This window comes from Tardiphaga sp., assembly GCF_028290495.1.
Taxonomy (GTDB): Bacteria; Pseudomonadota; Alphaproteobacteria; order Rhizobiales; family Xanthobacteraceae; genus Tardiphaga.
The window spans coordinates 65,544-89,854 of the sequence record NZ_JAQGJT010000019.1 but is presented as its reverse complement, the minus strand read 5'-3'; the positions used below and the strand labels follow the sequence as shown (position 1 = coordinate 89,854).

At 63.5% G+C, this 24,311-nt stretch carries 23 protein-coding genes; 10 read left to right on the top strand and 13 right to left on the bottom strand.

What is annotated here, in order from left to right; all coding sequences use genetic code 11:
* From JWQ24_RS03250 to JWQ24_RS03235, 4 genes are all read left to right on the top strand, one after another.
* Nucleotides 1-910: FAD-dependent oxidoreductase (locus tag JWQ24_RS03250; RefSeq protein WP_299804280.1), on the top strand; the 910-nt coding region annotated here is incomplete at its 5' end.
* Between the two features lie 99 nt (nucleotides 911-1,009).
* Nucleotides 1,010-1,726: a 16S rRNA (guanine(527)-N(7))-methyltransferase RsmG gene (rsmG, locus tag JWQ24_RS03245; protein ID WP_299804295.1), complete on the top strand. Its 717-nt coding sequence runs from the start codon at nucleotides 1,010-1,012 to the stop codon at nucleotides 1,724-1,726.
* Entirely contained in the window at nucleotides 1,723-2,571 is an 849-nt protein-coding gene (locus tag JWQ24_RS03240) for a ParA family protein (protein ID WP_299804277.1), read from the top strand. Before rsmG ends, JWQ24_RS03240 begins: the two co-directional genes overlap by 4 nt.
* A 102-nt stretch (nucleotides 2,572-2,673) precedes the next feature.
* Nucleotides 2,674-3,561: a ParB/RepB/Spo0J family partition protein gene (locus JWQ24_RS03235; protein ID WP_299804275.1), complete on the top strand. Its 888-nt coding sequence runs from the start codon at nucleotides 2,674-2,676 to the stop codon at nucleotides 3,559-3,561.
* A gap of 77 nt (nucleotides 3,562-3,638) precedes the next feature.
* On the opposite strand, the gene holA is transcribed toward JWQ24_RS03235, so the two are convergent.
* The 4 genes from holA to JWQ24_RS03215 form a co-directional block, all read right to left on the bottom strand.
* On the bottom strand, nucleotides 3,639-4,667 hold the full coding sequence (holA, locus tag JWQ24_RS03230) for a DNA polymerase III subunit delta (RefSeq protein ID WP_299804272.1): 1,029 nt from the start codon (nucleotides 4,665-4,667) through the stop codon (nucleotides 3,639-3,641).
* Between the two features lie 151 nt (nucleotides 4,668-4,818).
* Entirely contained in the window at nucleotides 4,819-5,379 is a 561-nt protein-coding gene (gene lptE / locus JWQ24_RS03225; RefSeq protein ID WP_299804270.1) for an LPS assembly lipoprotein LptE, read from the bottom strand.
* Nucleotides 5,366-7,975, bottom strand: a complete 2,610-nt coding sequence (leuS, locus tag JWQ24_RS03220; RefSeq protein WP_299804267.1) for a leucine--tRNA ligase — start codon at nucleotides 7,973-7,975, stop codon at nucleotides 5,366-5,368. Before leuS ends, lptE begins: the two co-directional genes overlap by 14 nt.
* 134 nt (nucleotides 7,976-8,109) lie before the next feature.
* Entirely contained in the window at nucleotides 8,110-9,807 is a 1,698-nt protein-coding gene (locus JWQ24_RS03215; protein ID WP_299804265.1) for a diguanylate cyclase, read from the bottom strand.
* Nucleotides 9,808-9,925: 118 nt separating this feature from the next.
* Between JWQ24_RS03215 and JWQ24_RS03210 the strand changes: the two genes are divergently transcribed.
* Nucleotides 9,926-10,612, top strand: coding sequence for a YggS family pyridoxal phosphate-dependent enzyme (locus JWQ24_RS03210; RefSeq protein WP_299804292.1), 687 nt, complete (start codon nucleotides 9,926-9,928; stop codon nucleotides 10,610-10,612).
* A 167-nt stretch (nucleotides 10,613-10,779) separates the two neighbouring features.
* Here the strand turns inward: JWQ24_RS03210 and JWQ24_RS03205 are convergent, their stop codons facing one another.
* Nucleotides 10,780-11,349: a L,D-transpeptidase family protein gene (locus JWQ24_RS03205; protein WP_299804262.1), complete on the bottom strand. Its 570-nt coding sequence runs from the start codon at nucleotides 11,347-11,349 to the stop codon at nucleotides 10,780-10,782.
* Between the two features lie 204 nt (nucleotides 11,350-11,553).
* Here JWQ24_RS03205 and JWQ24_RS03200 point away from each other — a divergent pair, with 204 nt between their 5' ends.
* Together JWQ24_RS03200 and JWQ24_RS03195 are read left to right on the top strand one after the other, a co-directional pair.
* Entirely contained in the window at nucleotides 11,554-12,240 is a 687-nt protein-coding gene (locus JWQ24_RS03200; protein WP_299804259.1) for a response regulator transcription factor, read from the top strand.
* A 68-nt stretch (nucleotides 12,241-12,308) separates the two neighbouring features.
* Nucleotides 12,309-12,758, top strand: coding sequence for a cyclic nucleotide-binding domain-containing protein (locus tag JWQ24_RS03195; protein WP_299804256.1), 450 nt, complete (start codon nucleotides 12,309-12,311; stop codon nucleotides 12,756-12,758).
* A gap of 163 nt (nucleotides 12,759-12,921) precedes the next feature.
* Here the strand turns inward: JWQ24_RS03195 and JWQ24_RS03190 are convergent, their stop codons facing one another.
* The 4 genes from JWQ24_RS03190 to JWQ24_RS03175 all read right to left on the bottom strand — a co-directional run bounded on the left by JWQ24_RS03190 (nucleotide 12,922) and on the right by JWQ24_RS03175 (nucleotide 18,709).
* On the bottom strand, nucleotides 12,922-13,737 hold the full coding sequence (locus tag JWQ24_RS03190) for an exodeoxyribonuclease III (protein ID WP_299804253.1): 816 nt from the start codon (nucleotides 13,735-13,737) through the stop codon (nucleotides 12,922-12,924).
* 127 nt (nucleotides 13,738-13,864) lie between these two features.
* Complete coding sequence (locus JWQ24_RS03185; RefSeq protein ID WP_299804250.1) at nucleotides 13,865-14,776, bottom strand: outer membrane lipoprotein carrier protein LolA; 912 nt, start codon at nucleotides 14,774-14,776, stop codon at nucleotides 13,865-13,867.
* 182 nt (nucleotides 14,777-14,958) lie between these two features.
* A complete protein-coding gene (locus JWQ24_RS03180; RefSeq protein WP_299804247.1) occupies nucleotides 14,959-17,460 on the bottom strand; it encodes a DNA translocase FtsK in 2,502 nt (833 codons plus the stop codon).
* A 25-nt stretch (nucleotides 17,461-17,485) separates the two neighbouring features.
* Entirely contained in the window at nucleotides 17,486-18,709 is a 1,224-nt protein-coding gene (locus JWQ24_RS03175) for an aminotransferase class I/II-fold pyridoxal phosphate-dependent enzyme (protein WP_299804244.1), read from the bottom strand.
* A gap of 166 nt (nucleotides 18,710-18,875) precedes the next feature.
* Between JWQ24_RS03175 and JWQ24_RS03170 the strand changes: the two genes are divergently transcribed.
* Together JWQ24_RS03170 and JWQ24_RS03165 are read left to right on the top strand one after the other, a co-directional pair.
* Complete coding sequence (locus JWQ24_RS03170; RefSeq protein ID WP_299804242.1) at nucleotides 18,876-19,112, top strand: AbrB/MazE/SpoVT family DNA-binding domain-containing protein; 237 nt, start codon at nucleotides 18,876-18,878, stop codon at nucleotides 19,110-19,112.
* The gene (locus JWQ24_RS03165) at nucleotides 19,109-19,516 is read left to right on the top strand and encodes a type II toxin-antitoxin system VapC family toxin (RefSeq protein WP_299804239.1); all 408 of its coding nucleotides are present in this window, start codon (nucleotides 19,109-19,111) and stop codon (nucleotides 19,514-19,516) included. Before JWQ24_RS03170 ends, JWQ24_RS03165 begins: the two co-directional genes overlap by 4 nt.
* A 152-nt stretch (nucleotides 19,517-19,668) precedes the next feature.
* Here JWQ24_RS03165 and JWQ24_RS03160 read toward each other — a convergent pair whose 3' ends face one another.
* From JWQ24_RS03160 to JWQ24_RS03150, 3 genes are all read right to left on the bottom strand, one after another.
* Entirely contained in the window at nucleotides 19,669-21,111 is a 1,443-nt protein-coding gene (locus tag JWQ24_RS03160; protein WP_299804236.1) for an ammonium transporter, read from the bottom strand.
* Nucleotides 21,112-21,163: 52 nt separating this feature from the next.
* Nucleotides 21,164-21,502 (bottom strand): P-II family nitrogen regulator, encoded by a 339-nt coding sequence (locus JWQ24_RS03155; RefSeq protein WP_299804234.1) that lies wholly within the window; start codon nucleotides 21,500-21,502, stop codon nucleotides 21,164-21,166.
* A gap of 410 nt (nucleotides 21,503-21,912) precedes the next feature.
* Nucleotides 21,913-22,251, bottom strand: a complete 339-nt coding sequence (locus tag JWQ24_RS03150; protein WP_299804232.1) for a P-II family nitrogen regulator — start codon at nucleotides 22,249-22,251, stop codon at nucleotides 21,913-21,915.
* 238 nt (nucleotides 22,252-22,489) lie between these two features.
* Here JWQ24_RS03150 and JWQ24_RS03145 point away from each other — a divergent pair, with 238 nt between their 5' ends.
* The gene (locus tag JWQ24_RS03145) at nucleotides 22,490-23,341 is read left to right on the top strand and encodes a GYF domain-containing protein (RefSeq protein ID WP_299804231.1); all 852 of its coding nucleotides are present in this window, start codon (nucleotides 22,490-22,492) and stop codon (nucleotides 23,339-23,341) included.
* A 20-nt stretch (nucleotides 23,342-23,361) separates the two neighbouring features.
* Here JWQ24_RS03145 and tesB read toward each other — a convergent pair whose 3' ends face one another.
* Nucleotides 23,362-24,237: an acyl-CoA thioesterase II gene (gene tesB / locus JWQ24_RS03140; protein ID WP_299804229.1), complete on the bottom strand. Its 876-nt coding sequence runs from the start codon at nucleotides 24,235-24,237 to the stop codon at nucleotides 23,362-23,364.
* Nucleotides 24,238-24,311: the final 74 nt, after the last annotated feature.

Below are 24,311 nucleotides of genomic sequence, written 5' to 3'. Positions count from 1 at the left end.
GGCGACGATTCCGGGTCTCGAGCGGGTTCGAATGGTGCGGCCGGGCTATGCCATTGAGTACGATCACGTCGACCCACGCGAACTCGATCCAACCTTGCAGACCAAGCGCTTGCCCGGACTGTTCCTGGCCGGGCAGATCAACGGCACCACCGGCTATGAAGAGGCGGCGGCGCAGGGACTGGTCGCAGGGCTGAACGCGGCTCTGGCCGCCAGCGGCACTGAGATGGTCGTGTTCGACCGCGCCGACGGCTATCTCGGGGTAATGGTCGACGATCTCGTCACCCGCGGGATCACCGAGCCGTACCGGATGTTCACCTCGCGCGCGGAATATCGCCTGACGTTGCGCGCCGACAATGCCGACCAGCGCCTCACCGACATGGGCATTGCGCTCGGTTGCGTCGGTGAAGCCCGTTCGACCCGCCACGCCAGCAAGATGGCGTCATTGGCATCCGGCAAGGCTATGGCGCAGGCGCTGTCGATCACGCCGAACGAGGCCGCCAGGCACGGGCTGGCCTTGAACCATGACGGCCAGCGCCGCACCGCGTTCGAGCTGCTGGCCTATCCCGATGTAGGCTGGGCCGAGGTCAGTGCGATCTGGCCGGAGTTGACAGCCATCGATCCTTCGATTGCGGTGCATCTGGAGATCGACGCGAAATACGACGTCTATTTGAAGCGCCAAACGGCGGATGTGGAATCCTTCCGTCGAGACGAGGGCCTGATCCTCACCGACATCGATTATGCCTTGGTGCCCGGGCTCTCGAACGAAGCCCGAGCCAAGCTTGAGGCCGCGCGTCCGCGCACGGTCGGGCAGGCGGGCCGGCTGGACGGCATGACGCCGGCGGCACTGGCGATTCTGGCGGCCTACCTGCGCCGCGAGTCGCGTAAGCGGCCGGCTGCGGGCGGCGCCTGACGTTTCACGTGAAACGTCGGCGCTATTGTTTTGCGCAAAGTCATAGATAGGTAAGGTCCGTCGGCGTAAGACATGACCCTCTCCATTGCAGACCGATTCATGGCCCAACGCTCGCAAAAACCCGCCCCGGCGCCCCGGCTCGTCACCGATAAATCCGCAGCGCTTCGCCTCACCCCTGTTTCACGTGAAACAGAAGCGAGGCTGGATCGCTATGTCGATTTGTTCGTGCAGTGGCAGGCCAAGACCAATCTCATCTCGCCGTCTACCTTGCCGAACCTCTGGACCCGGCATATCTCGGATTCGCTACAACTGCTGAGCCTCGCGCGGTCGGCAAAGATTTGGCTCGATTTCGGTAGCGGCGGCGGGTTTCCCGGCGTGGTGTTGGCCTGCGCGATGGGAGACGTCGAAGGCGGCCATGTTCATCTGGTCGAGCGCAACGCCAAGAAGGCCGCCTTCCTGCGCGAAGCACTACGGGTAACGCAAGCCCCAGGTACGATTCATCTGGCGGACATTGGGGATAACGTGGACAGTTTTCCGCGGGAGGTCGATTGCATCACTGCCCGTGCGGTGGCTCCGCTACACACCCTTATCGGCTACGCGGAACCGTTGATGAAAGCAGGCACGAAGGCCTTGTTCCTGAAGGGTCAAGATGTAGATGCAGAATTGACCGAAGCTACTAAATATTGGAAAATTCAACCGCGCTTGCACGCCAGTCTTACCGGTGGACAAGGCTGGATTGTCGAACTCGATTCCATCGAGCGGCAGATCCCGTCCGCCCCAGCCTCCGCTGGTTCAACCGATGGCACCGCCGAATGACCGTTATTGATGAAAATTATCAAGAAGTTAACGGTGCATCGGGGCATCCGCGGATTCTCGCGCTGGCGAACCAGAAGGGCGGCGTCGGCAAGACCACCACGGCGATCAATCTCGGCACCGCTCTGGCCGCTATCGGGGAGCGCGTCCTGATCGTCGATCTCGACCCGCAGGGCAACGCCTCGACGGGTCTGGGCATCGACCGTCGCGACCGCAGCTCCTCGACCTATGACGTGCTGATCGGCGAAGTCGCCCTGCGCGAAGCGGTGGTGCCGACGGCCGTGCCGCGGCTGCACATCGCGCCCTCGACGATGGATTTGTCCGGCCTCGAACTCGAACTCGGCTCGACCCGCGACCGCGCCTATCGGCTGCGTGACGCGATCGCCGCGCTGAACAGCGACGCGGCCGCCGGCGAGGACTACACCTACGTTTTGATCGACTGCCCGCCGTCGCTTAACCTGCTCACAGTCAATGCGATGGCCGCGTCGGATGCGATCCTGGTGCCGTTGCAGTGCGAGTTCTTCGCGCTGGAGGGTCTGTCGCAATTGCTGCAGACCGTGGAGCAGGTGCGCTCGACGTTGAACCCGAACCTGAGTATCCACGGCATCGTGCTGACGATGTTTGACTCGCGCAACAACCTGTCGAACCAGGTCGTCGCCGATGTCCGCCAGTTCATGGGCAAGAAGGTCTACGACACCATGATCCCGCGCAACGTGCGGATCTCGGAAGCGCCGTCCTACGGCAAGCCGGTGCTGGTCTACGATCTGAAGTGCGCCGGTTCTGAGGCGTATCTCAAGCTCGCCACTGAAGTGATCCAGCGCGAGCGCGAGCTGCGCACCGCACATTGAGTGTGAGGGCGGGGTGGGCAAAGCGAAGTTGCCCAAGCTGCAAAATATCTGAGTTCAAGTGTCTAACGCGGAGTAGCGCGAGTGAGTCCAAGGGAGCTGGCCATGGCCGATGAAGCACGTTCGCGATTGGGCCGGGGGCTCGCAAGCCTGATCGGCGATGTCGGTGGTGAGGCCGCCCATGTCGATCGGCCGCGCGCGCAGCGCAAGGTGCCGATCGAATTTCTGAAAGCCAATCCGCACAATCCACGGCGCACCTTTTCTGACGCCGAGCTCGGCGAACTCGCCGCGTCGATCAAGCAGCACGGCGTGATCCAGCCGATCGTGGTCCGCGCCGTCAAGGGCACGCATGATCGTTTCGAGATCATCGCCGGCGAGCGCCGCTGGCGCGCGTCGCAGATCGCTGGCCTGCATGAAGTGCCGATCGTGCCGATCGAGGTCAGCGATGCCGACGCGATGGAAATCGCGATCATCGAGAACGTGCAGCGCGAGGACCTCAACGCGATCGAAGAAGCGCTGGGCTATCACGCGCTCGCCACTGCCTTCAAACGCAGCCAGGAAGATATCGCCAAGACCGTCGGCAAGAGCCGCAGCCATGTCGCCAACATGATGCGGCTGACGAAACTGCCGGAAGATGTGCAGGCGTTGATTTCCTCCGGCGAACTGTCGAATGGACATGCGCGTGCGCTGATCAGCCTGCCGGATCCCTCGGCGGCTGCGAAGCGCATCATCGCCGAAGGCCTCAACGTTCGTCAGACCGAAGCGCTGGCGCATGAAGAAGGCGTGCCGGAACGCGCGCCGCAGAAGCCCCGTGCTGCTGCCGGCAAGGTCGCCAAGGATGCCGACACCGTGGCCCTGGAAAAGCGTGTCAGCGACGCGCTCGGCCTCAAGGTTTCCGTGGAGCATCGCGATCCCGGTGGTGTGGTGCAGATCAAGTACCGCGACCTCGATCAGCTCGACGAGATCATCAGGAAGCTTGAACTGGAAGTGTAGGGCGCCGCGCGCACTCAGCCGTCATCCTTCGAGGCGCGCAAATGCGCGCATCTCAGGATGATGAGAGTGGTGGACCCCTATCCCCGCCGCCGTGCATTCACGGCGATTGCCATCAGCGCGCGCTGCGCGATCACGGCGCCGAGCACATTCTGCTTGCGGACATCCAGCGCCGCGACGGCCAGCTGCTCGATGATCGCCAGCAGCCGTGTTGTCGAGAAATTCCGCAAGGCTGCTTCCACCGTGCCCTTGCGGGAAAAATGCAGCCGCGGAAATCCGCTCTCCACGGCAGATGAGGCCGACGCGCCTTGCTCGATGGCGAGGCTGGCCTTGTGCAGCAGGGCGGCCTGGCGTTGCGCGGCCATCATGATGACGCCCGGATAGGTGCCGGCGATCATCGCCTTGTTGAATTCAACTTCCACCACGGCAGGATTTCCCGCAAAGGCGCCATCGACGATCGGGTCGATCTTCAGCTCGGAGGCGTCGGCCACCACCGCCATCACATCGTCGAGCGTCACTTCGCCGGTGCCGTGGGCGTACAGCGTCAGCTTGCGGACTTCGTTGCGTGAGGCTTGGCGGTCGCCACCGAGCAGCGCCATCAGGGACGCCCTTGCATCCTGCGCAATGCGCAAATTCGAAGCGCGCAGCTCGTCATCGATCAGCTTGGCGAGATCGCGCTCGGTGTCGGGATAGCAGGCGATGGCGACGGCAGTCTTGGCGCGTTCGCAGGCTTTGCGCAAAGGCGATTCCGGGCGCAGCTCGCCGGCCTCGATCACGATGCGGCAATTCTTCAGCGGCGAATCGGCGAGCACGTCGACGCCGCTGGCAAAGTTCTTGGAGCCCGCGCGGACGCGGATGGCGCGGCGGCCGCCGAACATCGGGATGGTCATCGCTTCCTCGACCAGGCGTGAGGGCTCGGCGGCGAGGTCATCGCCGTCCATTCGGACCAGCGAGAAGGGATCGGAGGGATCGTCGACCGCGGATTTCACCAGCGCTTCGGCGCGCTCGCGCACCAGCCCGGCGTCGGCGCCGTACAGCAGGATGATCGGCCGCGCCGGGTCCGGCCGGGCGAGAAAGGAATCGATCTCTTTTCCGCGCAGCGCGACCATGACCGCTCCTGAAATTCAGTGCTCAGTTGAAGGATACACCGCCCTCATGGTGAGGAGGCGCCGTGGGCGCCGTCTCGAACCATGTGTGATGCGGCACATCCTTCGAGACGCGGCCAAGAGGCCGCTCCTCAGGATGAGGGGTGTCGCAGGCTCAGGTGCCGGCGAAGAAGAACGACGCCAGGCGGGTGTTGATGTTGTCGGCGATCTCCACGGCAGCGCGATCCTCGGCGTCGCGGAAGGCGCGGGCGCGGGCGAAACGCTGGAAGCCGGGGATGTCGTAGGTGACGCGGGCAAAGGTATTGCCGGTCAGCACCTGCTTGCCGGTGACGACTTCGATCAGGGCGTAGTTGGCGTCGATGCCGTAATTCTCGCTGGTCGGCAACGCGGTGGCGGGGTCGATGATCAGCGAAGTCTTGCTCTGATTGAAGCGCAGCACCAGTTTGTAGGTCGGCGGCAGGCCGGTGGCCGAGCCGTACAGCTTGAACTGCAGCGCGTTGCGGATTGCGACGCCGACGCGGGCCTGCGGCGAACCGTTCGGGTAGGACAGCGGCGGCACTTCGACGCCAAGCAGCTTGTCGCGCAGGCCGGGCTTGCCGTCGCTACGTTCGGCGTACATCGGCTGGAAGCAGCCGGCCGTCAGGGCCGCCAAAGTGGCGACGACGGCGAACCGGGCGACGATGCGGGATTTTGCCCCAAACCTAGCCGACGACATTCACGATCCTTTGCGGCACGATAATCATCTTGCGGACGGGCTTGCCATCCAGCGCCTGTTTTACTGTATCGAGCGCCAAAACGGCAGCCTCAATTTCGGAATTCTGCGCGTCGCGGGCCACCACGACTTCGCCGCGCTTCTTGCCATTGACCTGAACCGGCAGGGTCATGGTGTCTTCAACCAGCAAATTGGGCTCGATTTGCGGCCATAGCGCCTCCGAAACCATGCCCGGTTGACCCAGCACGGTCCAGCATTCCTCGGCCAGATGCGGCATCATCGGCGCAAACAGTTGAACAAGGATGACCGCGGCCTCGTGCAGCGCCCAGCACATGTCGGGGGCAGGCGTGCTCGGCCGGGCCAGCGCCTCGCCCAGCGCATTCGAGAATTCCCGTATATGGGCCAGGCAGACGTTGAAATGCAGTTTTTCGATACCGGTCGTGACCTTGTCGAGCGCGCCATGCGTGGCCTTGCGCATCGCCAGCGCGTCCGGGCCGAATTCAGCTGGCCGGGTGGCGGGGGCGGATTTGCCGTGGTCGGCTGATTCGCCGACCAGACGCCACAGCCGCTGCACGAAGCGCGAGGCGCCCTGAACGCGTTCCTCGCTCCAGATCACGTCGCGGTCCGGGGGGGAATCCGACAGCATGAACCAGCGCGCGGTATCGGCGCCGTAAGTGGCGATGATGTCGTCGGGATCGACGGTGTTGCGCTTGGACTTCGACATCTTTTCGATCGGACCGATCGCCACCGGCGACTTGTCGTCGAGCATGGCCGCACGCCGTGCATCGCCGTCGCCGGTGATCGCAATCTCGGCCGGCGAGGCGAAGCTGCCGTCTTCCTTCTTGTAGGTCTCGTGCACCACCATGCCCTGCGTGAACATGCCGGCGAACGGTTCGTCGAAGCCGACGTGGCCGGTGGCCTTCATCGCCCGGGTGAAGAAGCGGCTGTACAACAGATGCAGGATCGCGTGCTCGACGCCGCCGATATACTGGTCGACCGGCATCATGCGGTTGACCACGTCGGGCGTGGTCGGCGCATCCGCGTTCCACGGATCGGTGAAGCGCGAGAAGTACCAGGACGAATCCACGAAGGTGTCCATGGTATCGGTCTCGCGGCGCGACGCGCCGCCGCATTGTGGGCAGGCGATGTGCTTCCAGGTCGGGTGTCGGTCGAGCGGATTGCCGGGGCGGTCGAACTCGATATCGTCGGGCAGCTCGACCGGCAGGTTCTTGATCGGCACCGGCACCACGCCGCAAACTTCGCAGTGGATGATCGGGATCGGGCAGCCCCAGTAGCGCTGCCGTGAAATGCCCCAGTCGCGCAGGCGGAAGTTGGTTTCGCGCGTGCCCCAGCCGGCCTTCACGAAGATGTCCAGCGATTGCTTCATCGCGGCTTCGCATGTCATGACGCCGGGTTCGCCGACCCAGCGCACGTACTTTACCTTTTCGGTCTTGAGCGGCGAATAGGCAACGTCGGTGACGGGTGCGTCGCTGTCGAGCGGCACGAACACGTCGAGCACGGGCAGGTCGTACTTGCGCGCGAAGTCGAGGTCGCGCTGGTCATGCGCCGGGCAGCCGATAATGGCACCGGTGCCGTAATCCATCAGCACGAAATTGGCGATGTACAGCGGCAGCTCCCACGAGGCGTCGGCGGGATGGGTGACCTTGATGCCGGTGTCGAAGCCGAGCTTTTCCGCGGTGTCGATCTCGGCCTGCGAGGTGCCCATGTGGCGGCATTTTTCGTTGAACGCCGCGACCTCGGCATTGCTCTCCGCCAGCGCCTTGGCCAGCGGATGATCGTGCGCGATCGCCGCAAAGGTCGGGCCGTACATGGTGTCGGGCCGGGTTGTGAACACCGGCAAGGTATCAAAACCCTTGGGCGCGCCGACCAGGCCGAACTCGAAGCGCAGGCCTTCCGACTTGCCGATCCAGTTGCGCTGCATGGTGCGCACCTTGTCGGGCCAGCGGTCCAGCCCATCCAGCGCGGACAACAGCTCGTCGGAGTACTTGCTGATCTTGAAGAACCACTGCGTCAGTTCGCGCTGCTCGACCTCGGCGCCGGAGCGCCAGCCGCGGCCATCGATCACCTGCTCGTTGGCGAGCACGGTCATGTCGATCGGGTCCCAGTTCACCTTGGACTGCTTGCGCTCGACCAGGTCGGCATTCATGAAATCGATGAACATGCGCTGCTGGTGTTTGTAGTAGCTGGGGTCGCAGGTCGCGAATTCACGCGCCCAGTCCAGCGACAGGCCCATCGACTTCAGCTGCTTCTTCATCGAAGCGATGTTCTCGTAGGTCCACGCCTTGGGATGCACCTTGTTGGCCATCGCGGCGTTTTCCGCGGGCATGCCGAAGGCGTCCCAGCCCATCGGGTGCAGCACGTTGAAGCCCTTGGCGCGCATCGTTCGCGCCACCACGTCGCCCATCGTGTAGTTGCGCACGTGGCCCATATGGATGCGTCCCGACGGATACGGGAACATCTCAAGCACGTAATATTTCTGCCGGGGATCGTCGTTCTTGGTGGCGAAGATCGCTCTGTCGTCCCACAGGCGTTGCCAGCGCGGTTCGGTTTCGCGGGCGTTGTAACGTTCGTTGATCATGCGATTTGGCAGTCTGTTCCGGGGCTTAAGGCCGGGGACTAGGCCATAGATGACCGTGCGGGGTCAACGCTTTAAGCGCTGACACGGGGCGCAGGAGGGTTGTGGCATCCGGGGCGGTCGGGCCCCGGGGTGGTTTACCCCGCCAGCGACGTCAGCGTTCCGTAGGCCCGGATGAAGCCGTGCTCGACCACGGCGTTGCGGCCGCGGTGCTTGGCGGCGTAGAGCGCGGCGTCGGCGGCTTCGACCAGGTCCATCGGCCGTTGCAACGCAGCCGGGGCTGCCGAGGCGACGCCGACACTGACGGTAACCTGCCGGTGGGCGCTGGTCATGTGCGGGATACTCATTCCCGAGATCGCGATGCGCACCTTTTCGCCGACCCGCATGGCACGGGCGGCGTCGCTGCCCGGCAGCAGCAGGCAGAATTCCTCGCCGCCGTAGCGGCCGGCAAAGCCGGACGTCTCGTTAGCCAAGGCCGCCAGCGCCTCGCCGATCCGTGCCAGGCAAGCGTCTCCTTCGGGGTGGCCGTAGGTGTCGTTGAAAAGCTTGAAATGGTCGACGTCGATCATGAGCAGCGCCACCGCGTCGCCGGATTGCTCGGCCTTCAGCCACTCGAAATCGAGCCGGTTCTGGAAGCCGCGGCGGTTCGCCAGCCCCGACAGCATGTCGATTGAGGCCAGCACGGTAAGCTGCTGGTTGCTGGCGCGCAGCTCGCGCTCGCGGCCGCGCAGTTTGGTGGCCATGCGATACAGCGCGCGGGCCAATGGCACGAACTCCGCCGGCAAACGGTTGCGCGTGGCCCGCACCGACCAGTCGCCGTGGCCATAACGCTGCGCCATGCTTTGCAGCATCTGGATCGGTTTGATGATCAGGCGTTCTGCCGCGACCAGCGCGCCGAGCAGCACGAACAGGCAGACCAGGCCGAGCTGCAGATAGGCGGTGCGGATCTCATGGTTGGCCGTCGCGGACATCACTGTCTCGTCGATGCTGACGATCAGCTCCGCACCGGTGCCAGCAAGCGCGGCGAACGACACCGAGCGCTGTGCGCCGTCTTCGGCGGTAAAGGACAGCGAGCCGGACTGCCGGACGGAATTCAGCCGTTGTGTGGCAATCAATTTCAGCAATGCCAGATCCGGCATGGGTTTGCCGATCTCGGCGGCCTGATCGGACGGCGCTGACAGCACCATGCCGGTGCGATCGACCAGCACCGCGCTGACGCCAGGCCGGCCGCCCAGGTTGTTCATGATCTTCGACATCCAGCCGAGATTGACCGCAGCCAGCACAACGGCGTCGTCGCTGGCGTTGATCCCCGGCGCCAGATAGGCCGCCATCACGGTGGGCTGGTTGGTCATGCGGCTGAAGAGGTAGTCGCTGACGACGAACTCGCCGGTGGCGAGCGCCTCCTGGAAATAGGACCGGTCGGCGAAGTTCAGGCCATGCTCGACGGCGTCGGACCAGGTTGAACATTGTGCCGTGCCGTCCTTGCCGGCGACCGTCAGGCTGCGGATCCACGGCATGTCGCCGCGAAGGCTGGCGCGCATGATGGCGCAGCTGCGATTGACCTGGGCGGCGGTGGTATAAATGTAGGCCGAGGATTTCAGCACGGCCTCGACGGAAGCGAACACCTCGCTCTGGGCGGAGGCGCTGTGCCGGGCGAGGCCGGCGAAATCCTCTGCGGCCGCGGCGATCTGCCGGGAGCGGTTGACTTCGAGCGAGCGAATCCGCTCGGCCATCAACGGGCCGACCACAACCAGCGCCAGCAGCACAAGGCGTGCACGGATGCCGAGCAGCTCTCCCAGCCTCGCTTTGTTGCGGTTAATTCCGATGCGTGACATCTTCCACCCCTGAGCCCCGCGGACATAGATAGTTCAAAGGGTTCAAAAAGCCTTTCCCGGAATTGCTAAAATTTGACGGATCTCACCGAAAGTTCGCGCCTTGGTTGAAAATAATGCAGTGCAGAAGGCGGCGGACGTAACGCCCTCTTTGCCCAATGACGGCCTCTCTTCTGTTGAGTACGATATCTTCCGCGCCTGCAACGAAGCCCGACGCGATCGGGCTTCCGTGACGCTGATTGCGGTCTCCAAGACCTTCGAGGCGGACGCCATCCGGCCGGTGATCGCCGCCGGGCAACGGGTGTTCGGCGAAAACCGCGTCCAGGAGGCTAGGTCCAAGTGGCCGGCGCTGCAGGAGACTCAACCGGGAATTGCGTTGCATCTGATTGGGCCGTTGCAGTCCAACAAGGCGAAGGAAGCGGTGGTGCTGTTCGACGCGATCCACTCGGTCGACCGGCCCAGCATCTGCGAAGCGTTGGCCAAGGAGATCGCAGCGCAGCAACGGACGCCGCAGCTGTTCGTGCAACTCAATACCGGTGAGGAGCCGCAAAAGGCGGGCATTGCGCCCGGCGACGCCGATGCGTTTCTCGCACGCTGCCGCGACGGCTATGGACTGACGATTTCCGGCCTGATGTGCATTCCGCCGGTCGATGACGCCCCGGCGCCGCACTTCGCCCTGACCGCAAAGATTGCCGCCCGCAACGGCCTCGCCGGCCTGTCGATGGGGATGAGCGCCGATTTCGCCATCGCGATCCAGTTCGGCGCCACGCATGTGCGGGTCGGTTCGGCGATTTTCGGGAAACGATAGCCTAAATCACTTCGACCCCGGCAGCCCGATCGGGGCTGCCTGTGGCGGCGATGAGCTTCGCGGCCTTTTTGACGAGGGTGCCTGAGACTTCGCCGGCCGCCACGTACAGGCATGACATGCATTCTCGTCCGGGAAGGACGTAAGGCAATCAGCCTTTTCCTTCACGTTCACCCGATCACGATCCTGGTGCGCACTCCGATCCGCTTCAGCAGCTGCAGCATCGCTGGCTTCTTCATCGCCACGCAGCCTGCGGTGGGCGCGTAGCCCGGGCGCGCCAGATGAAGAAACACCGCGCTGCCGCGGCCGGCGATGCGCGGCCTGGTGTTCTGGTCGATCTCGATGATGAAATCATAGAGGTGGTCGTCGCGACGCAGCCGGTCGGCGCCGGTATTATTGTTCAGCCGGACCGGTCGGTTGTAATGGCGATCGGCCGGATCTTCGCACCAGCCGTCGTCCGGCGTGATGGCGCGGATCGGCAGGAGTGTCTGCGGTCGCGGGTGCCGGTCGGCGCGCCACCACAGCCGCAGCGGGTGAAATGTGCCGCGCGGTGTGGCGCCGTCGCCTTCGCGCTTATTCGCCTTTATCCCGCCACGACCTAGCGCCACGGGTAGTACCCGATCGTCGAGGATCAGCCAGCCGCGCCGCGGATTACCGGCAGATGCGCGGACATGAATCATCGAAGCCGGCCGATCACGCAAGCGTGTTCGATAAGTAACTGTAACTCCAAAGCTTTCCATGCGAATTGCCAAGTCTGTATTGCTCTATTCACCGCAAGTGTTCTATTTCGCGCCGCACGGCACATTCAATGAAGTTGCATTCATGAATACTGCTGGTTTTGCGTTAGGATACGCGGCCATCTGGAACTTCGTCACGACTTCTGACTGATTTGGCCAGCCGGTCGGACAACATTTACCGCAACAGCCGTCCAAAGGATTGTCGCAATGCCCAATGCCCGCAAAATCCTGATTGTGGATGACGATACTGATTTGCGCGAGGCGCTGGTCGAGCAATTGTCGCTGCATGAAGAGTTCGAAGCTTCCGCTGTCGATACCGGCGCCAAGGGCGCGCTGGCTGCCAAGACCAATGCACCGGACCTGGTGCTGATGGATGTCGGTTTGCCCGACACCGATGGGCGTGAAGTTGTGCGCAGCCTGCGCAAGGGCGGCTTCAAGGCGCCGATCATCATGCTGACCGGCCACGACACGGATTCCGACACCATCCTCGGCCTGGAATCCGGCGCGAATGACTACATCGCCAAGCCGTTCCGCTTCGCGGTGCTGCTGGCGCGAATCCGCGCCCAGTTGCGCCAGCACGAGGCCAGCGAGGACGCCGTGTTCACCGTCGGCCCGTACAGCTTCCGGCCGGGTTCCAAGATGTTGACCGGGGCCAATGCCAAGAAGGTACGGCTGACCGAGAAGGAAACCGCGATCCTGCGCTTCCTGTACCGAGCCGGGCAGTTGCCGGTGTCGCGCGAAACGCTGCTGCAGGAAGTCTGGGGCTACAATTCCGGCGTCACCACCCACACGCTGGAAACTCATATCTACCGGCTGCGCCAGAAGATCGAGAAGGACGCCGCCAACCCGGAAATCCTGGTCACCGAAGCCGGTGGCTACAAGCTGGTGCCGTGATACGGTCCGAAGGCCGATTCGCTGGTGCTGTCGGCCTTTGTTAATGCGTCACGCTCTCACGGTTCTGCATGTCGATCGATGATGATGTTGCCCTGCTCGAGCGCGTCCCGACATTGCGCCTGTTGGGCGATACGGCGTTGCGTGTGCTTGCGATCGGCTCCGAGCAACTGGAATTTTCGCGCGGCTCCGTCCTGTTTCGCGCTGGCGACGATTCCGATTGCGGCTTCATCGTCATGCGCGGTTCGTTTCGTATCAGCCTCGATGACGGCACGGGCTACGAGACGACCGCCGGGACGGGCGCGCTGATCGGCGAACTTGCGTTGCTGGTGGCGATGCCGCGGCCCTCGACTGCGGTGGCGCAGGAATTCTCCACCGTTATCCGCATCACCCGCAGCGTATTTCAGCGGGTGCTCGAGAGCGACCCCGCGGCCGCGCGCCGCCTCCGCGACGATATGGCTACCCGCGTCAGCCAACTCGCCAGCGATGTCATGCTGGTGGGTTCGAAACTGAGTTTGTAGTCCCCTTGCTGTCGTTCCAGGGCGCGAGCAGCGATAGCTGCGAGCGAACCTCAACCACTCCAATTGGAGTGGCGGGGAACCTTGACATGGTGATGAACTTCCCTGGATTCCGGGCCTGCGCCATCCGGCTTTGCCGTCTGTCACATCCCGGAATGACAGTGAACTACAGTTCCAGCACCGTCGTTACCGGGACGTGGTCGGACGGCCGCTCCCAGCTGCGTGCGTCGCGGGTGACGGTGTAGTCGCGGATCATGTCCTTCATTGCCGCCGACACCCAGATGTGGTCGAGGCGGCGGCCGCGATCGTTGGCCGTCCAATCCGCGGAGCGGTAGCTCCACCATGTGTAGATCTTTTCCGTCAACGGAATCCGCTCGCGCGCGACGTCGATCCAGTTGCCCTCGCTCTGCACAGCGAGAAGCTTCTCGCATTCGATAGGCGTGTGCGAGACGATCTTTATCAGCTGCTTGTGCGACCAGACGTCATTCTCATGCGGCGCGACGTTGAGATCACCAACCAGGATGTGGCGGGCCTCGCCACGCGGATGCAGTCCTTCGCAGGCCTTCATCTCGTCGAGGAACATCAGCTTGTGGGCGAACTTCGGATTGGCGACCGGGTCGGGAATGTCACCGCCGGCCGGGACGTAGAAATTATGCACGACCAGCGGCACCGACATTCCGGCTTTCTCGCCGAACGAAACCGAGATGTGGCGCGAGTCGGTATTTTCGCAGAATACCCGGACGTCGCTGCTGTCGAACGGCAGTTTCGAGATGATGGCGACGCCGTGATAGCCCTTCTGGCCGTGGATCGCGATGTGCTCATAGCCAAGCTGCTTCAGCCGCTTCAGCGGAAACGCGTCATCCGGCGTCTTGGTTTCCTGCAGGCACAGTACGTCGGGCTGCACCTCTTCCAAGAACTTGGCGACAAGCTCGATGCGCAGCCGCACCGAATTGATATTCCAGGTCGTCAGGGTAAAGCGCATGCGGGACCAGATGTGTTCTTTCCGTCTCCCCGCGCGCAGCGGAGCTGCGCCAGGTGGGGGAAGGGGATCGCACCCGCGAAGCGGGTTTGAGACGGGGGGAGAAGGGAAGAAAGAAGGAGCGCCGCTGTTAGTTCGCGCCGCTGGTGGGATACTTGGTGAAATCGATCTTGAACAGGCCGGCGTCCGGCTTCTTCGTGGTGTCGAGGTTGTAGATCGCCACGGTCGTATCATAACCCTGCGGATCGGTAACGGTCCATTGTTTGAGCTGGCCGTCCTTGGTGCCAATCATCAGCATCAGCCGCGAGGTGCCGACCAGAGCGTTCTTCTCCTCGATGGTGACCGAGGTGTAGAGGTCGTCGCCGGTAATCGCGACCACATTGGTGTCGCGCAGCAGGTCGATGCGATCGGACAGCAGATACCGCAATGGGGTTTGTGACAGCGGGTAGATGTCCTGCGTCGCCAGCTTGGTGTCGCGCACCGCCAGCGACGAGCCGTCGGCGACCATCGCGATGGTGGTCGGCGCGTCATATTCGAACCGCACCTTGCCGGGCTTCTGGATATAGAAATCGCCCTTGGTGCGGCTGCCGTCGGGGCCGACCTGAACGAAATTTCCGACCAGCGTGTTGAGCGACGACAGATAGGCGCTGACCTTGCCGGCCTGCGCCTTCTGGGTGGCGTCGAAGCTGGCGAAGAAATTCGCCGGCACATTGCGCCGCGGATCGGGAATGATCGGGTTCGGCGGTGCTGAATTGGTGGTCGCGGCGGCGATCGTCATCGGCGCTCGGGGCGTCGGGGCCGCCGGAACGGCTGGCGCTGCTGTGACCGCCAGAGCTGCTGTCGCAGCCGGGGGTTCCGAGGCCGAGACCTGGAAGCTTGCGCCGCGTGCCTTCGGCGCCGGACGCGGCAGCGGGATCGTTTCGCCAAATGCCGAAGGCACCAACAGGCCGGTGACGAATGCTACGACAAGCCCGGTCGCGCCGATGCGCAGGCCGCCCTGGAGGCTGAGCCGGTCTGCGGCGTGATGGGTGGCGGGTCTCATCAGGGCGTCGTCCTGTTCGGCGTCAATGGCCCATTTTACCGCGCTTTGCGCCAAAAGGGGTATCGGTTTTACGGTCAGATCGCCGGCGGGTTCTGCCGTGGCGGAGGTGAGCGCTGGCGCTAACCCGGCGCTGTGGCGATTTCGCGACTCTGTCCCCGGATTGTCATGGACGGGCTCGCGCGTCAAAAGCCGCTCTCTTCTTCCTCGATCAGGATCTCGCGCTTGCCGGCGTGGTTGGGCTGGCCGACGATACCTTCATTTTCCATCCGTTCCATCAGCGAAGCCGCCTTGTTGTAGCCGATCTGCAACCGGCGCTGGATGTAGCTGGTCGAGGCCTTGCGGTCGCGCTTGACGATCGCCACCGCCTGCGAGAACAGGTCGCCCGCACCGCCGCCATCGGCGCCCATGCCGGTGGCGTCGAACACCGCGCTGCCTTCTTCGCCTTCGGCCGGCTCTTCCGCCGTGACAGCTTCAAGATATTCCGGCTGGCCCTGGGTCTTGAGGTGGCGGACCACCTTCTCGACTTCCTCGTCAGAGACGAACGGGCCGTGGACGCGGCTGATGCGCCCGCCGCCGGCCATGTACAGCATGTCGCCGCGGCCGAGCAACTGCTCTGCGCCCATCTCGCCGAGGATGGTGCGGCTGTCGATCTTCGACGTCACCTGGAAGGAGATGCGGGTCGGGAAGTTCGCCTTGATGGTGCCGGTGATGACGTCAACCGACGGGCGCTGCGTCGCCAGGATGACATGCAGGCCGGCGGCGCGCGCCATCTGCGCGAGGCGCTGCACCGCGCCCTCGATGTCCTTGCCGGCGACCATCATCAGGTCGGCCATTTCGTCGACGATGATGACGATGTAGGGCAGCGGCTCGAGGTCGAGCTTCTCTTCCTCATAGACCGCCTTGCCGGTTTCCTTGTCGAAGCCGGTATGCACGGTGCGGCTCAGTTCCTCGCCTTTGCCCTTGGCCTCCAGCAGGCGCTGGTTGTAGCCGTCGATGTTGCGGACGCCGAGCTTGGCCATGCGCTTGTAGCGCTCTTCCATCTCGCGCACCGCCCATTTCAGGGCAACGACAGCCTTCTTCGGATCGGTCACGACCGGCGTCAGCAGATGCGGGATGCCGTCATAGACCGAGAGTTCGAGCATCTTCGGGTCGACCATGATCAGTCGGCACTGGTCCGGCCGCAGCCGGTAGACCAGGCTGAGGATCATGGTGTTGATGGCGACCGATTTGCCGGAGCCGGTGGTGCCGGCGATCAGCATATGCGGTGTGCGGGCGAGATCGATGATGATTGAATCGCCGCCGATGTTCTTGCCGAGGCACAGCGGAAGCTTGATGCTGCCGTCGTTGGTGTCCTTCGCCGTCAGCAATTCGCGCAGGTAGACATTCTCGCGGTGGGCGTTCGGTAGCTCGATGCCGATGGCGTTACGGCCGGGAACCACGGCGACGCGCGCCGACAGCGCGCTCATGGAACGCGCGATGTCGTCGGCAAGGCCGATGACGCGCGACGACTTGATACCAGGGGCGGGTTCGAGTTCGTACAGCGTCACCACCGGGCCGGGATGCGCCTTGACGATTTCGCCGCGGATGCCGAAGTCGCTGAGCACGCCTTCCAGCGCGCGCGAATTGGCTTCCAGCTCGGCCTTGCTGAGCGGCTGGCGATCGGCGGCGCGCGGCGCGGTGAGCACCGATACCGAGGGCAGCTCGAAGGTGCCGGAGGTGTTCTTGCGCGAGGACTCCTTTGCGGCAGGCTTCTTGCGCGGTGCTCGCGCGACTGGGGCCTGCTCGATCTCTTCTTCGTCCTCGTCGTATTGTTCTTCATCGTCGCCGTGATGATGGTCTTCCTCTTCCTCGTCGTCGCGGCCCTGCGGCGCGATCGAGGGGCTGGAGCGGCGGCCGCCGAGATTGGGCTCCTGGCGCTCATACGAAGCGGCGCGGGCATCCGGCGCTGATGTGACGAACTTGGCGTAGAGGAGTGCGAGCAGGCGACCGATCCGCGCCTTGGTGCTCATCGCGGCGTGAACGGCCCAACCCAGCGAGACGGATCCGCGGTCGCCGTCTTCTTCCTCGAACGGCGCGTCGTCTTCCTCGATGGGATCGAACGCTTCCTTCGGCTTCGAGCCGAGCCCGCAGGCGATCAGGAAGGTCGCGATCATCGCACTGCACAGGATTGCGCCGAGCACGAAGCGATAGATAAATCCGACCGGGCCGAACACCACGGCAGGCGCGCGGAAGAGGGCATCACCGACCACGCCACCGACGCCTGTCGGCAGTGGCCACGAACCGCCATGCTGCCAGCAACTGGCGAAGCCCGCCGCGATCACCGTGCATAGGATCCAGCACGCGATGCGCAGCGCCTCGCGGTCGAAATGCCGGTGCGTCATCATCCGCCAGCCCCACACCGCGACCGGCAGGATCAGCATGATCGAGCCAAGCCCGATAATCTGCATCAGGAGATCGGCGCCGATCGCGCCGGGATAGCCGGCGATATTGCGGATCGCCCGTGCGGTAGCGTGGCTGAGGCTCGGATCCTGCACCGACCAGGTCATCAGCGCCGCCGCGGCGATGCCGGCGACGCCGATCAGGCCGAAGCCGGCCAGTTCGCGCAGCCTTCGTGCCAGCATCTCGCGGATTGACGCGGGGAGCTGGCCGACCAGGGGAATGACACGTTCGATCGTGGTGCTCATATCGTGGTGCTCAAGGCCCTTGCGATCAATCTAGAATCTGGACGAGCCGGCGCAACGCCTCGGCTGTGGTTTCGCTGTCTTGCACCAGCGCCAGCCGCAGATAGTCGTCGCCGGGATTACTGCCGTCGGCCTGCGCGCGCGCCAGATAGGAGCCGGGCACCACGCGCACGCCGCCGTCGCGATAGAGTCGGATGGTCGCGTCTTCGTCGCCGCCATGCGCGGAGACGTCGAGCCACAGGCAGAAGCCGCCGGCCGGCCTGACATAGCCGTAGCGGTGGCCCAGGATCTGGTCGGCGAGATCGAATTTCAATCCGTACAGCCGGCGGTTCTCTTCGACATGCGCCTCGTCGCTGTAGGCGGCGACGGCGACGTGCTGCAGCGGCACCGGCACCTGGGGCGCGGCGACATTGCGCAGCTCATGGAACATGGCGAGGAACTTCTTGTCGCCGGCCACGAAGCCGACCCGCATGCCAGGCAGGTTGGAGCGTTTCGATAGCGACTGGAATGCAACCACGTTGGCAAAATCGGGTCCTGCGACTTCCAGCATGCTGCCGGGGGCGGTGCCGGTGTAGATCTCCGAATAGCATTCGTCGGACAAAACGATGAAGCCAAAGCGCAGCGCCAGTTCGTGCAGGCGCTTGAAGTAAGCGGGCGTTGCCACCGCGCCCTGCGGATTGGCCGGCGAGGCGATGTACATCGCCACCGTGCGTGACAGTGTCGCCTCGTCGAGCGCGTCGAGATCAGGCAGGAAGCCGTTGGCCACCGTGGTCGGCATGAACACTGCTTCGCAGCCGGCAGCGCGGGCGCCGGCGCCATAGGCGGGATAGAACGGGTTGGGCAGCAGGATCGCCGGCTTGCCATTGCGCGGGCCGACAAAGCGCGCCGCGGTGATGGCGGCGAAGAACAGGCCCTCGCGGCTGCCGTTCAGCACCAGTAGTTCGGTGTCGGGATCGAGCGGCCGCGGCAACTTGAAGCGCTTGCCCATCCAGGTCGTAGCGGTGCGGCGGAACGGTTCGATGCCCTTGGCAATCGGATAACGGCCGAAATCGGCGATGTGTTTCGCCAGTACGGGCCCGACGAAATCCGGCACCGGATGCTGCGGCTCGCCGAGCGATAGCGTGATCAACGGTTGACCTGGCTGGTACGGCGCCAGCAAATCGGTCAGCCGTGCGAACGGCGAGCGCTCGCTGTCGCGGCCAGCGGAATGGCTCGCACCGTGTGCCGCGCGGGAAGAAGCGGTCATTGCCATCCTGGGACGCCAGTTTACGGGAGCGGCCGACCGCCCTGCGATCGACCCAAACATGATCAAACCACCATATGTACGGCGAGGTTAAGACGCGATTAACCATCGACTTTTGGGTGAATTTTGCATAGTGTTACCACGGTAAAATGAAGTGTTACCTCGGGAGCTCGGTATGGCGACGACACTCACCTCCAAAGGTCAGGTCACGGTGCCAAAGCCTGTTCGCGACCATCTCGGCATCGGCCCCGGAAGCCGCGTGGCGTTTCGCATGGCTGACGATGGCAGCATTGTCCTGGAAAAGGACGAGGGGAGCCGACCGAAAAGCCGATTTGCGAAGGCCATTGGTAGCGCCGGACCCGGAATGTCGACCGACGAATTGATGTTGCTGCTGCGCGGCGAACCCGAATGACTATGGTCGACGCCAACGTTCTGCTCGATATTTTCACGGCAGATCGTGAATGGCTGGCCTGGTCGCTTGCTCAGCTTGAGAAAGCAGCCCTCAACGGGCCTCTGTTGATCAACGACGTAATCTACGCGGAGGCCTCGACACGCTATCGAGAGGTTTCGGTCTACGAGGACGCGCTGAGAGAGGTGGGCGTCGCTGTGGCGCCGATCCCGCACGGAGCGCTTTTTCTGGCGGGCAAAGCTTTCGCTCACTATCGGGACGCGGGAGGTGTTCGCACCGGTGTATCGGCTGATTTCTTCATAGGAGCGCACGCGGCCGTCGAACATATCCCCCTTCTGACTCGCGACGTGCGCCGTTACCGAACGCATTTTCCTACGCTGCAGTTGATCTCGCCTGTCGTGAGTTGACGCTCACAATAGAGTCCACCGCCTCTCAAAAGGTGAAGGGCCCCAAGCTTGCGCTGGAGCCCTTCGACGGGTGGAGCATTGCCGGGTATCTGCCCCAACCGATCTCGGAAACCTGGCTGCGGACGACCGGGAGGCCGTCCGCAGCGTGGCGCTTACATGTTGTAGGCGCGTTCGGTGTGCTCGGTGACGTCGAGGCCTTCGCGCTCGACTTCAACGTTGACGCGCAGGCCGACGATGACGTCGACGACCTTGAACAGGATTGCCGAGCCGACGCCGGACCACACCAGCGTGGTCGCGACAGCTTTGCACTGCGAGATCATCTGGGTGACCAGGTCGTAGTCGCCGACCTTGCCGGCGACGTAGTCCATGACGCCCGTGCCGCCGAGGGCCGGGTTGACCAGGATGCCGGTGGCAAGCGCGCCGAGGATGCCGCCGACGCAATGGACGCCGAACACATCGAGCGAGTCGTCATAGCCGAGAGCGTTCTTGATCACGGTGCAGAAGAACAGGCAGACGACGCCTGCGACCAGACCGAGAACCAGCGCGCCCATCGGACCCGAGTATCCGCAGGCGGGCGTGACGGCGACGAGGCCGGCAACCGCGCCGGAAGCGGCACCGAGCAGGGACGGATGACCCTTGGTCATCCATTCCGCGAACATCCAGGCCATGGCCGCCGCAGCGGTGGCAAGGAAGGTATTGACCATCGCCATGCCGGCGGTGCCGTTAGCTTCGAGGTTCGAACCGACGTTGAAGCCGAACCAGCCGACCCACAGCAGGGAAGCGCCGATCATGGTCATGGTCAGCGAGTGCGGAGCCATCAGCTCCTTGCCGTAGCCAGTGCGCTTGCCGATGATCAGGCAGCCCACGAGGCCCGCGATGCCAGCGTTGATGTGCACCACGGTGCCGCCGGCGAAGTCGAGAGCGCCCCAGAGGAACACCTGGCCGGCATCGGCCATGACTTCTTCCAGCTTGGCCTGCGCTGCGGTCTTGGCGGCAGCGTCCGTCGCGGCTGCAACTGCCTTGGCGGCGGCCACGATGGCATCCGGTCCAGCCCAGTACCAAACCATGTGTGCTATCGGGAAGTAGATCAGCGTCACCCAGAGTGGGATGAACAGCGCGATCGCCGCGAACTTGGTACGCTCGGCGAAGGCGCCGACGATCAGGCCGGGGGTGATCGCGGCAAATGTCATCTGGAAGCAGAAGTAGATCAGCTCCGAGATGTTGACGTCAGCGGAGAAGGTCGCGGCCATCGAATCGCTGGTGATGCCGGACATGAAGGCCTTGGAGAAGCCGCCGATGTAGGCCGAACCGCCGGTGAAGGTGATGCTGTAGCCGTAAAGGGCCCAGATGATCATCACGATGCAGGTCGTGTAGAACACCTGCATCAGCACCGAGAGCATGTTCTTGGAGCGGACCATGCCGCCGTAGAACAGCGCTAGGCCCGGAATGGTCATCAACAGTACCAGCACCGTCGAAGTCATCATCCAGGCGTTGTCGCCTTTATTGATCGTTGGATCGGCATAGGCCGCCGTTGCGGCAAACAGGCCAACGGCGAGTGCCGCCAATCCCGCGCCAGAGGGACGCTTAAACGTCATTTGTTTGACTCCTGATTGAATGTGGGTGAGCGCGAAATCCAAGATGCTCGACTTACAGGGCTGCGGCATCGGCTTCGCCGGTGCGGATGCGAACCGCATGGTCGAGGCCAATGACGAATATCTTGCCGTCGCCGATCTGGCCGGTCTTGGCCGCGGTCGTGATGGCTTCGATGGTTTTTTCGACCTGGTCCGAGGCGACAGCCACCTCGATCTTGATCTTGGGCAGGAAGCTCACCGCATATTCAGCGCCGCGATAAATTTCCGTGTGGCCCTTCTGCCGGCCATATCCTTTGACTTCCGTCACCGTCAGACCATGAACGCCAATGGCGGTCAGGGCATCACGGACTTCCTCAAGCTTGAATGGCTTGATGATCGCCATAACAATTTTCATGGGTCCTATCCCCGCTGGGGCCCGGCCGAAAAAACGGTCGGGCGATCTCGACTGAGGTTCACCACGCGGAGAAGTTCACTACGCGGGCACAGCCAGCCCAGATAGAATCAAATGCCGTGCCAGATCGGTGGAATTCTGTAACGGTTTATGAATCCCCACCTTTTCGGGCTTTTCGCGCAATGCAGCGAGATGTGCCATTCCGTCGCGCCCAAAAATTAGACAGCGCCGCTCAAAACCAGCGCATGACAGGCTCTCGACATAATCTTGCTTATGAGGAAGGCAGGGAAGAGGTGCTCAGGTGAGCAAAAACCGACTCAGTTGCCGGGATTTGCGCAAACTGGAGGCCTTCCAACTCCCGCGCGAAACGCGGCGCCCCACAACTGTTGGACGGTGCGCGCGGGCAGGGGTGGCTACAGCGCGTCGCTGTCGGTCTCGCCGGTGCGGATACGCAGCGCGTGCTCGATCGGAGTCACGAAGATCTTGCCGTCGCCGATCTGGCCGGTGCGGGCTCCCGATGAGATCACCTCGACCGCCTTGGCGGCGAGCTCGGCGCTGACCGCGATTTCGAGCCGCAGCTTGGGCAGGAAGTTCACCACATATTCGGCGCCGCGATACATCTCGGTGTGGCCCTTCTGACGACCATAACCCTTCACCTCGGTGACGGTCATGCCGTGCACGCCAATAGCCGTCAGGGCCTCGCGCACTTCGTCCAGTTTGAAAGGTTTGATAATCGCAACGACAAGTTTCATGAGAAGCCTTCGTAAGGTGTTCGATCAAGCCGTCACGCCGCCCGGACGCGACGCCGGACCTTGCCATCTTTCTGAGCAAGTGGGCGAAAAAAGATGGAGGCTGCGTGGAAAGTCATTGCTGCAACCTGTGGTAATTCTGTAGTCCTATCGCCGGGGGCGGTATCCAGACGCGTGGCTACGAACATCGCGGGTGTGATGCGAGCCGGCGCGACCGACCTCCCGGATGTTGGGGGAAGTCATGGCACGATCCTGGTTTGTTGCTGCAGGCGGTCAACAGGATGGCCCTTACGCCGAGCCCCAGTTTCGCGACTTGATTACGCAGGGGCGCGTCACGCCGGATACCTTTGTCTGGTGCGACGGCATGCCGGACTGGCAGCGCGCCGGCGATGTTCCGGGCCTGTTTTCGAACGGCGCCCAGCCGCCGGCCATGCCTCGCCCCGGCATGTCACAAGCAGTGGTCGGCGGTCCGGTCGAATTGCAAGCCGGCATCTGGGGTCTGCTCGGCCGCGGCCTTTTGTTCATGATCGGCATATTGCTGGTGATCCCCGCGCCATGGGTGGCAACGGGGTTCTATCGCTACGTCGTCGAGCGGCTGCGCGTGCCGGGCCGCGGCAATATCGGTTTCACCGGCCAGCCCGGTGATATCTGGTACGTGTTTGTGGCGTTGGGGCTCTGCACTTATGTCTCGGCCAGCGTGGACTACGGTTTTCTGATGATCCCGGCCCAGGGCTTCCTGTCCTGGCTGACGCTGCGCTGGGTCACGTCGCATATCAGTTCGGAAGGTCGCGGCGTGCCGCTAACCTTCACCGGCGACATGTGGGCCTATATCGGCTGGTTCGTGCTGATGAACATATCCTTCATCACCATCATCGGATGGGCGTGGGTGATCACGGCGTGGACGCGGTGGATCTGCCGTCATATTTCGGGCAGTCGGCGCAATATCAGCTTTATCGCCAGCGGCCTCGACGTGTTGTGGCGCACGCTGGTGTTCGCCATCGCGTCGGCCTTCATCATCCCGATCCCGTGGGTGCTCGGATGGTATGCGCGCTGGTTTGCTTCACAATTCGTGCTGACGCCGCGGACTGTCTAACGTCGGCCTGAACGCCGGGCTCAGCCCGGCGTTGGCTTCTGGCGACGCTCGCGCATCGAGCCTTCTTGCGCCACCGAGGCCACCAGCGTGCCGTCGGGCTTGAAGATCAGACCGCGGGCGAGGCCGCGGCCACCCTGCGCGCTCGGGGAGTCCTGGCTGTACAGCAGCCATTCGTCGGCGCGGAACGGGCGGTGAAACCACATCGCATGGTCGAGGCTGGCGGCCATCACGCGGCCATCGAAAAGCGTGCGGCCATAGCGCGCCATCACCGAATCCAGCAGCGAGAAGTCTGAGGCATAGGCCAGTGCGCACATGTGCAGCGCCGGATCGTCCGGCAGCTTGGCCGCGGTACGGATCCAGATGTTGATCTTGCCATCGGGAATTTTGGTGCCGAAATAACGCTGGAACTCGACCGGGCGCAGCTCGATCGGCCGGTCGGATTCATAATAGCGCCGGATGAAGTCCGGCATTTCGATCGTGGGGTGCTTCGCCAGTTCTTCCGCGCTGAGCTTTTCTGGCGGCGGGACGTCGGGCATCTGGTCCTGGTGGTCGAACGAATCCGGCTCTTCGACGTGAAACGACACCATCATCGAGAAGATCGCCTGGCCATGCTGGATCGCGGTGACGCGGCGGGTCGAATAGCTCTTGCCGTCGCGCAGCCGCTCGACCTCGTAGATGATCGGGATGGCGGGGTCGCCCGGCAGGATGAAATAGCAGTGCAGTGAATGCGGAAAGCGGCCCTCGACGGTGCGGCATGACGCCACCATCGCCTGGCCGATCACCTGGCCGCCGAATACCCGCTGCCAGCGCGTCTTCGGACTGGTGCCGCGGAACATGTTCACCTCAAGCGTCTCGAGGTTGAGAATATCCAGCAGGTCGATCAGGCTCTTGGACATCGAAGGTCTTTCCGTCGGCGGCGGCACGGGCAATCGGGCCGCGCCTCGCGGCGCCGCCCTTGTTTCCGTTCCTG

Coding starts and splice junctions, on each gene's coding strand:
- JWQ24_RS03185 (WP_299804250.1), bottom strand. CDS start 14,776: ATGAGACCCGCCACCCATCACGCCGCAGACCGGCTCAGCCTCCAGGGC.
- tesB (WP_299804229.1), bottom strand. CDS start 24,237: ATGTCCAAGAGCCTGATCGACCTGCTGGATATTCTCAACCTCGAGACG.
- JWQ24_RS03235 (WP_299804275.1), top strand. CDS start 2,674: ATGGCCGATGAAGCACGTTCGCGATTGGGCCGGGGGCTCGCAAGCCTG.
- leuS (WP_299804267.1), bottom strand. CDS start 7,975: ATGATCAACGAACGTTACAACGCCCGCGAAACCGAACCGCGCTGGCAA.
- JWQ24_RS03180 (WP_299804247.1), bottom strand. CDS start 17,460: ATGAGCACCACGATCGAACGTGTCATTCCCCTGGTCGGCCAGCTCCCC.
- JWQ24_RS03155 (WP_299804234.1), bottom strand. CDS start 21,502: ATGAAAATTGTTATGGCGATCATCAAGCCATTCAAGCTTGAGGAAGTC.
- JWQ24_RS03195 (WP_299804256.1), top strand. CDS start 12,309: ATGTCGATCGATGATGATGTTGCCCTGCTCGAGCGCGTCCCGACATTG.
- JWQ24_RS03175 (WP_299804244.1), bottom strand. CDS start 18,709: ATGGCAATGACCGCTTCTTCCCGCGCGGCACACGGTGCGAGCCATTCC.
- JWQ24_RS03165 (WP_299804239.1), top strand. CDS start 19,109: ATGACTATGGTCGACGCCAACGTTCTGCTCGATATTTTCACGGCAGAT.
- JWQ24_RS03170 (WP_299804242.1), top strand. CDS start 18,876: ATGGCGACGACACTCACCTCCAAAGGTCAGGTCACGGTGCCAAAGCCT.
- holA (WP_299804272.1), bottom strand. CDS start 4,667: ATGGTCGCGCTGCGCGGAAAAGAGATCGATTCCTTTCTCGCCCGGCCG.
- JWQ24_RS03200 (WP_299804259.1), top strand. CDS start 11,554: ATGCCCAATGCCCGCAAAATCCTGATTGTGGATGACGATACTGATTTG.
- JWQ24_RS03190 (WP_299804253.1), bottom strand. CDS start 13,737: ATGCGCTTTACCCTGACGACCTGGAATATCAATTCGGTGCGGCTGCGC.
- JWQ24_RS03160 (WP_299804236.1), bottom strand. CDS start 21,111: ATGACGTTTAAGCGTCCCTCTGGCGCGGGATTGGCGGCACTCGCCGTT.
- JWQ24_RS03205 (WP_299804262.1), bottom strand. CDS start 11,349: ATGGAAAGCTTTGGAGTTACAGTTACTTATCGAACACGCTTGCGTGAT.
- JWQ24_RS03150 (WP_299804232.1), bottom strand. CDS start 22,251: ATGAAACTTGTCGTTGCGATTATCAAACCTTTCAAACTGGACGAAGTG.
- rsmG (WP_299804295.1), top strand. CDS start 1,010: ATGGCCCAACGCTCGCAAAAACCCGCCCCGGCGCCCCGGCTCGTCACC.
- JWQ24_RS03240 (WP_299804277.1), top strand. CDS start 1,723: ATGACCGTTATTGATGAAAATTATCAAGAAGTTAACGGTGCATCGGGG.
- lptE (WP_299804270.1), bottom strand. CDS start 5,379: ATGTCGTCGGCTAGGTTTGGGGCAAAATCCCGCATCGTCGCCCGGTTC.
- JWQ24_RS03215 (WP_299804265.1), bottom strand. CDS start 9,807: ATGTCACGCATCGGAATTAACCGCAACAAAGCGAGGCTGGGAGAGCTG.
- JWQ24_RS03145 (WP_299804231.1), top strand. CDS start 22,490: ATGGCACGATCCTGGTTTGTTGCTGCAGGCGGTCAACAGGATGGCCCT.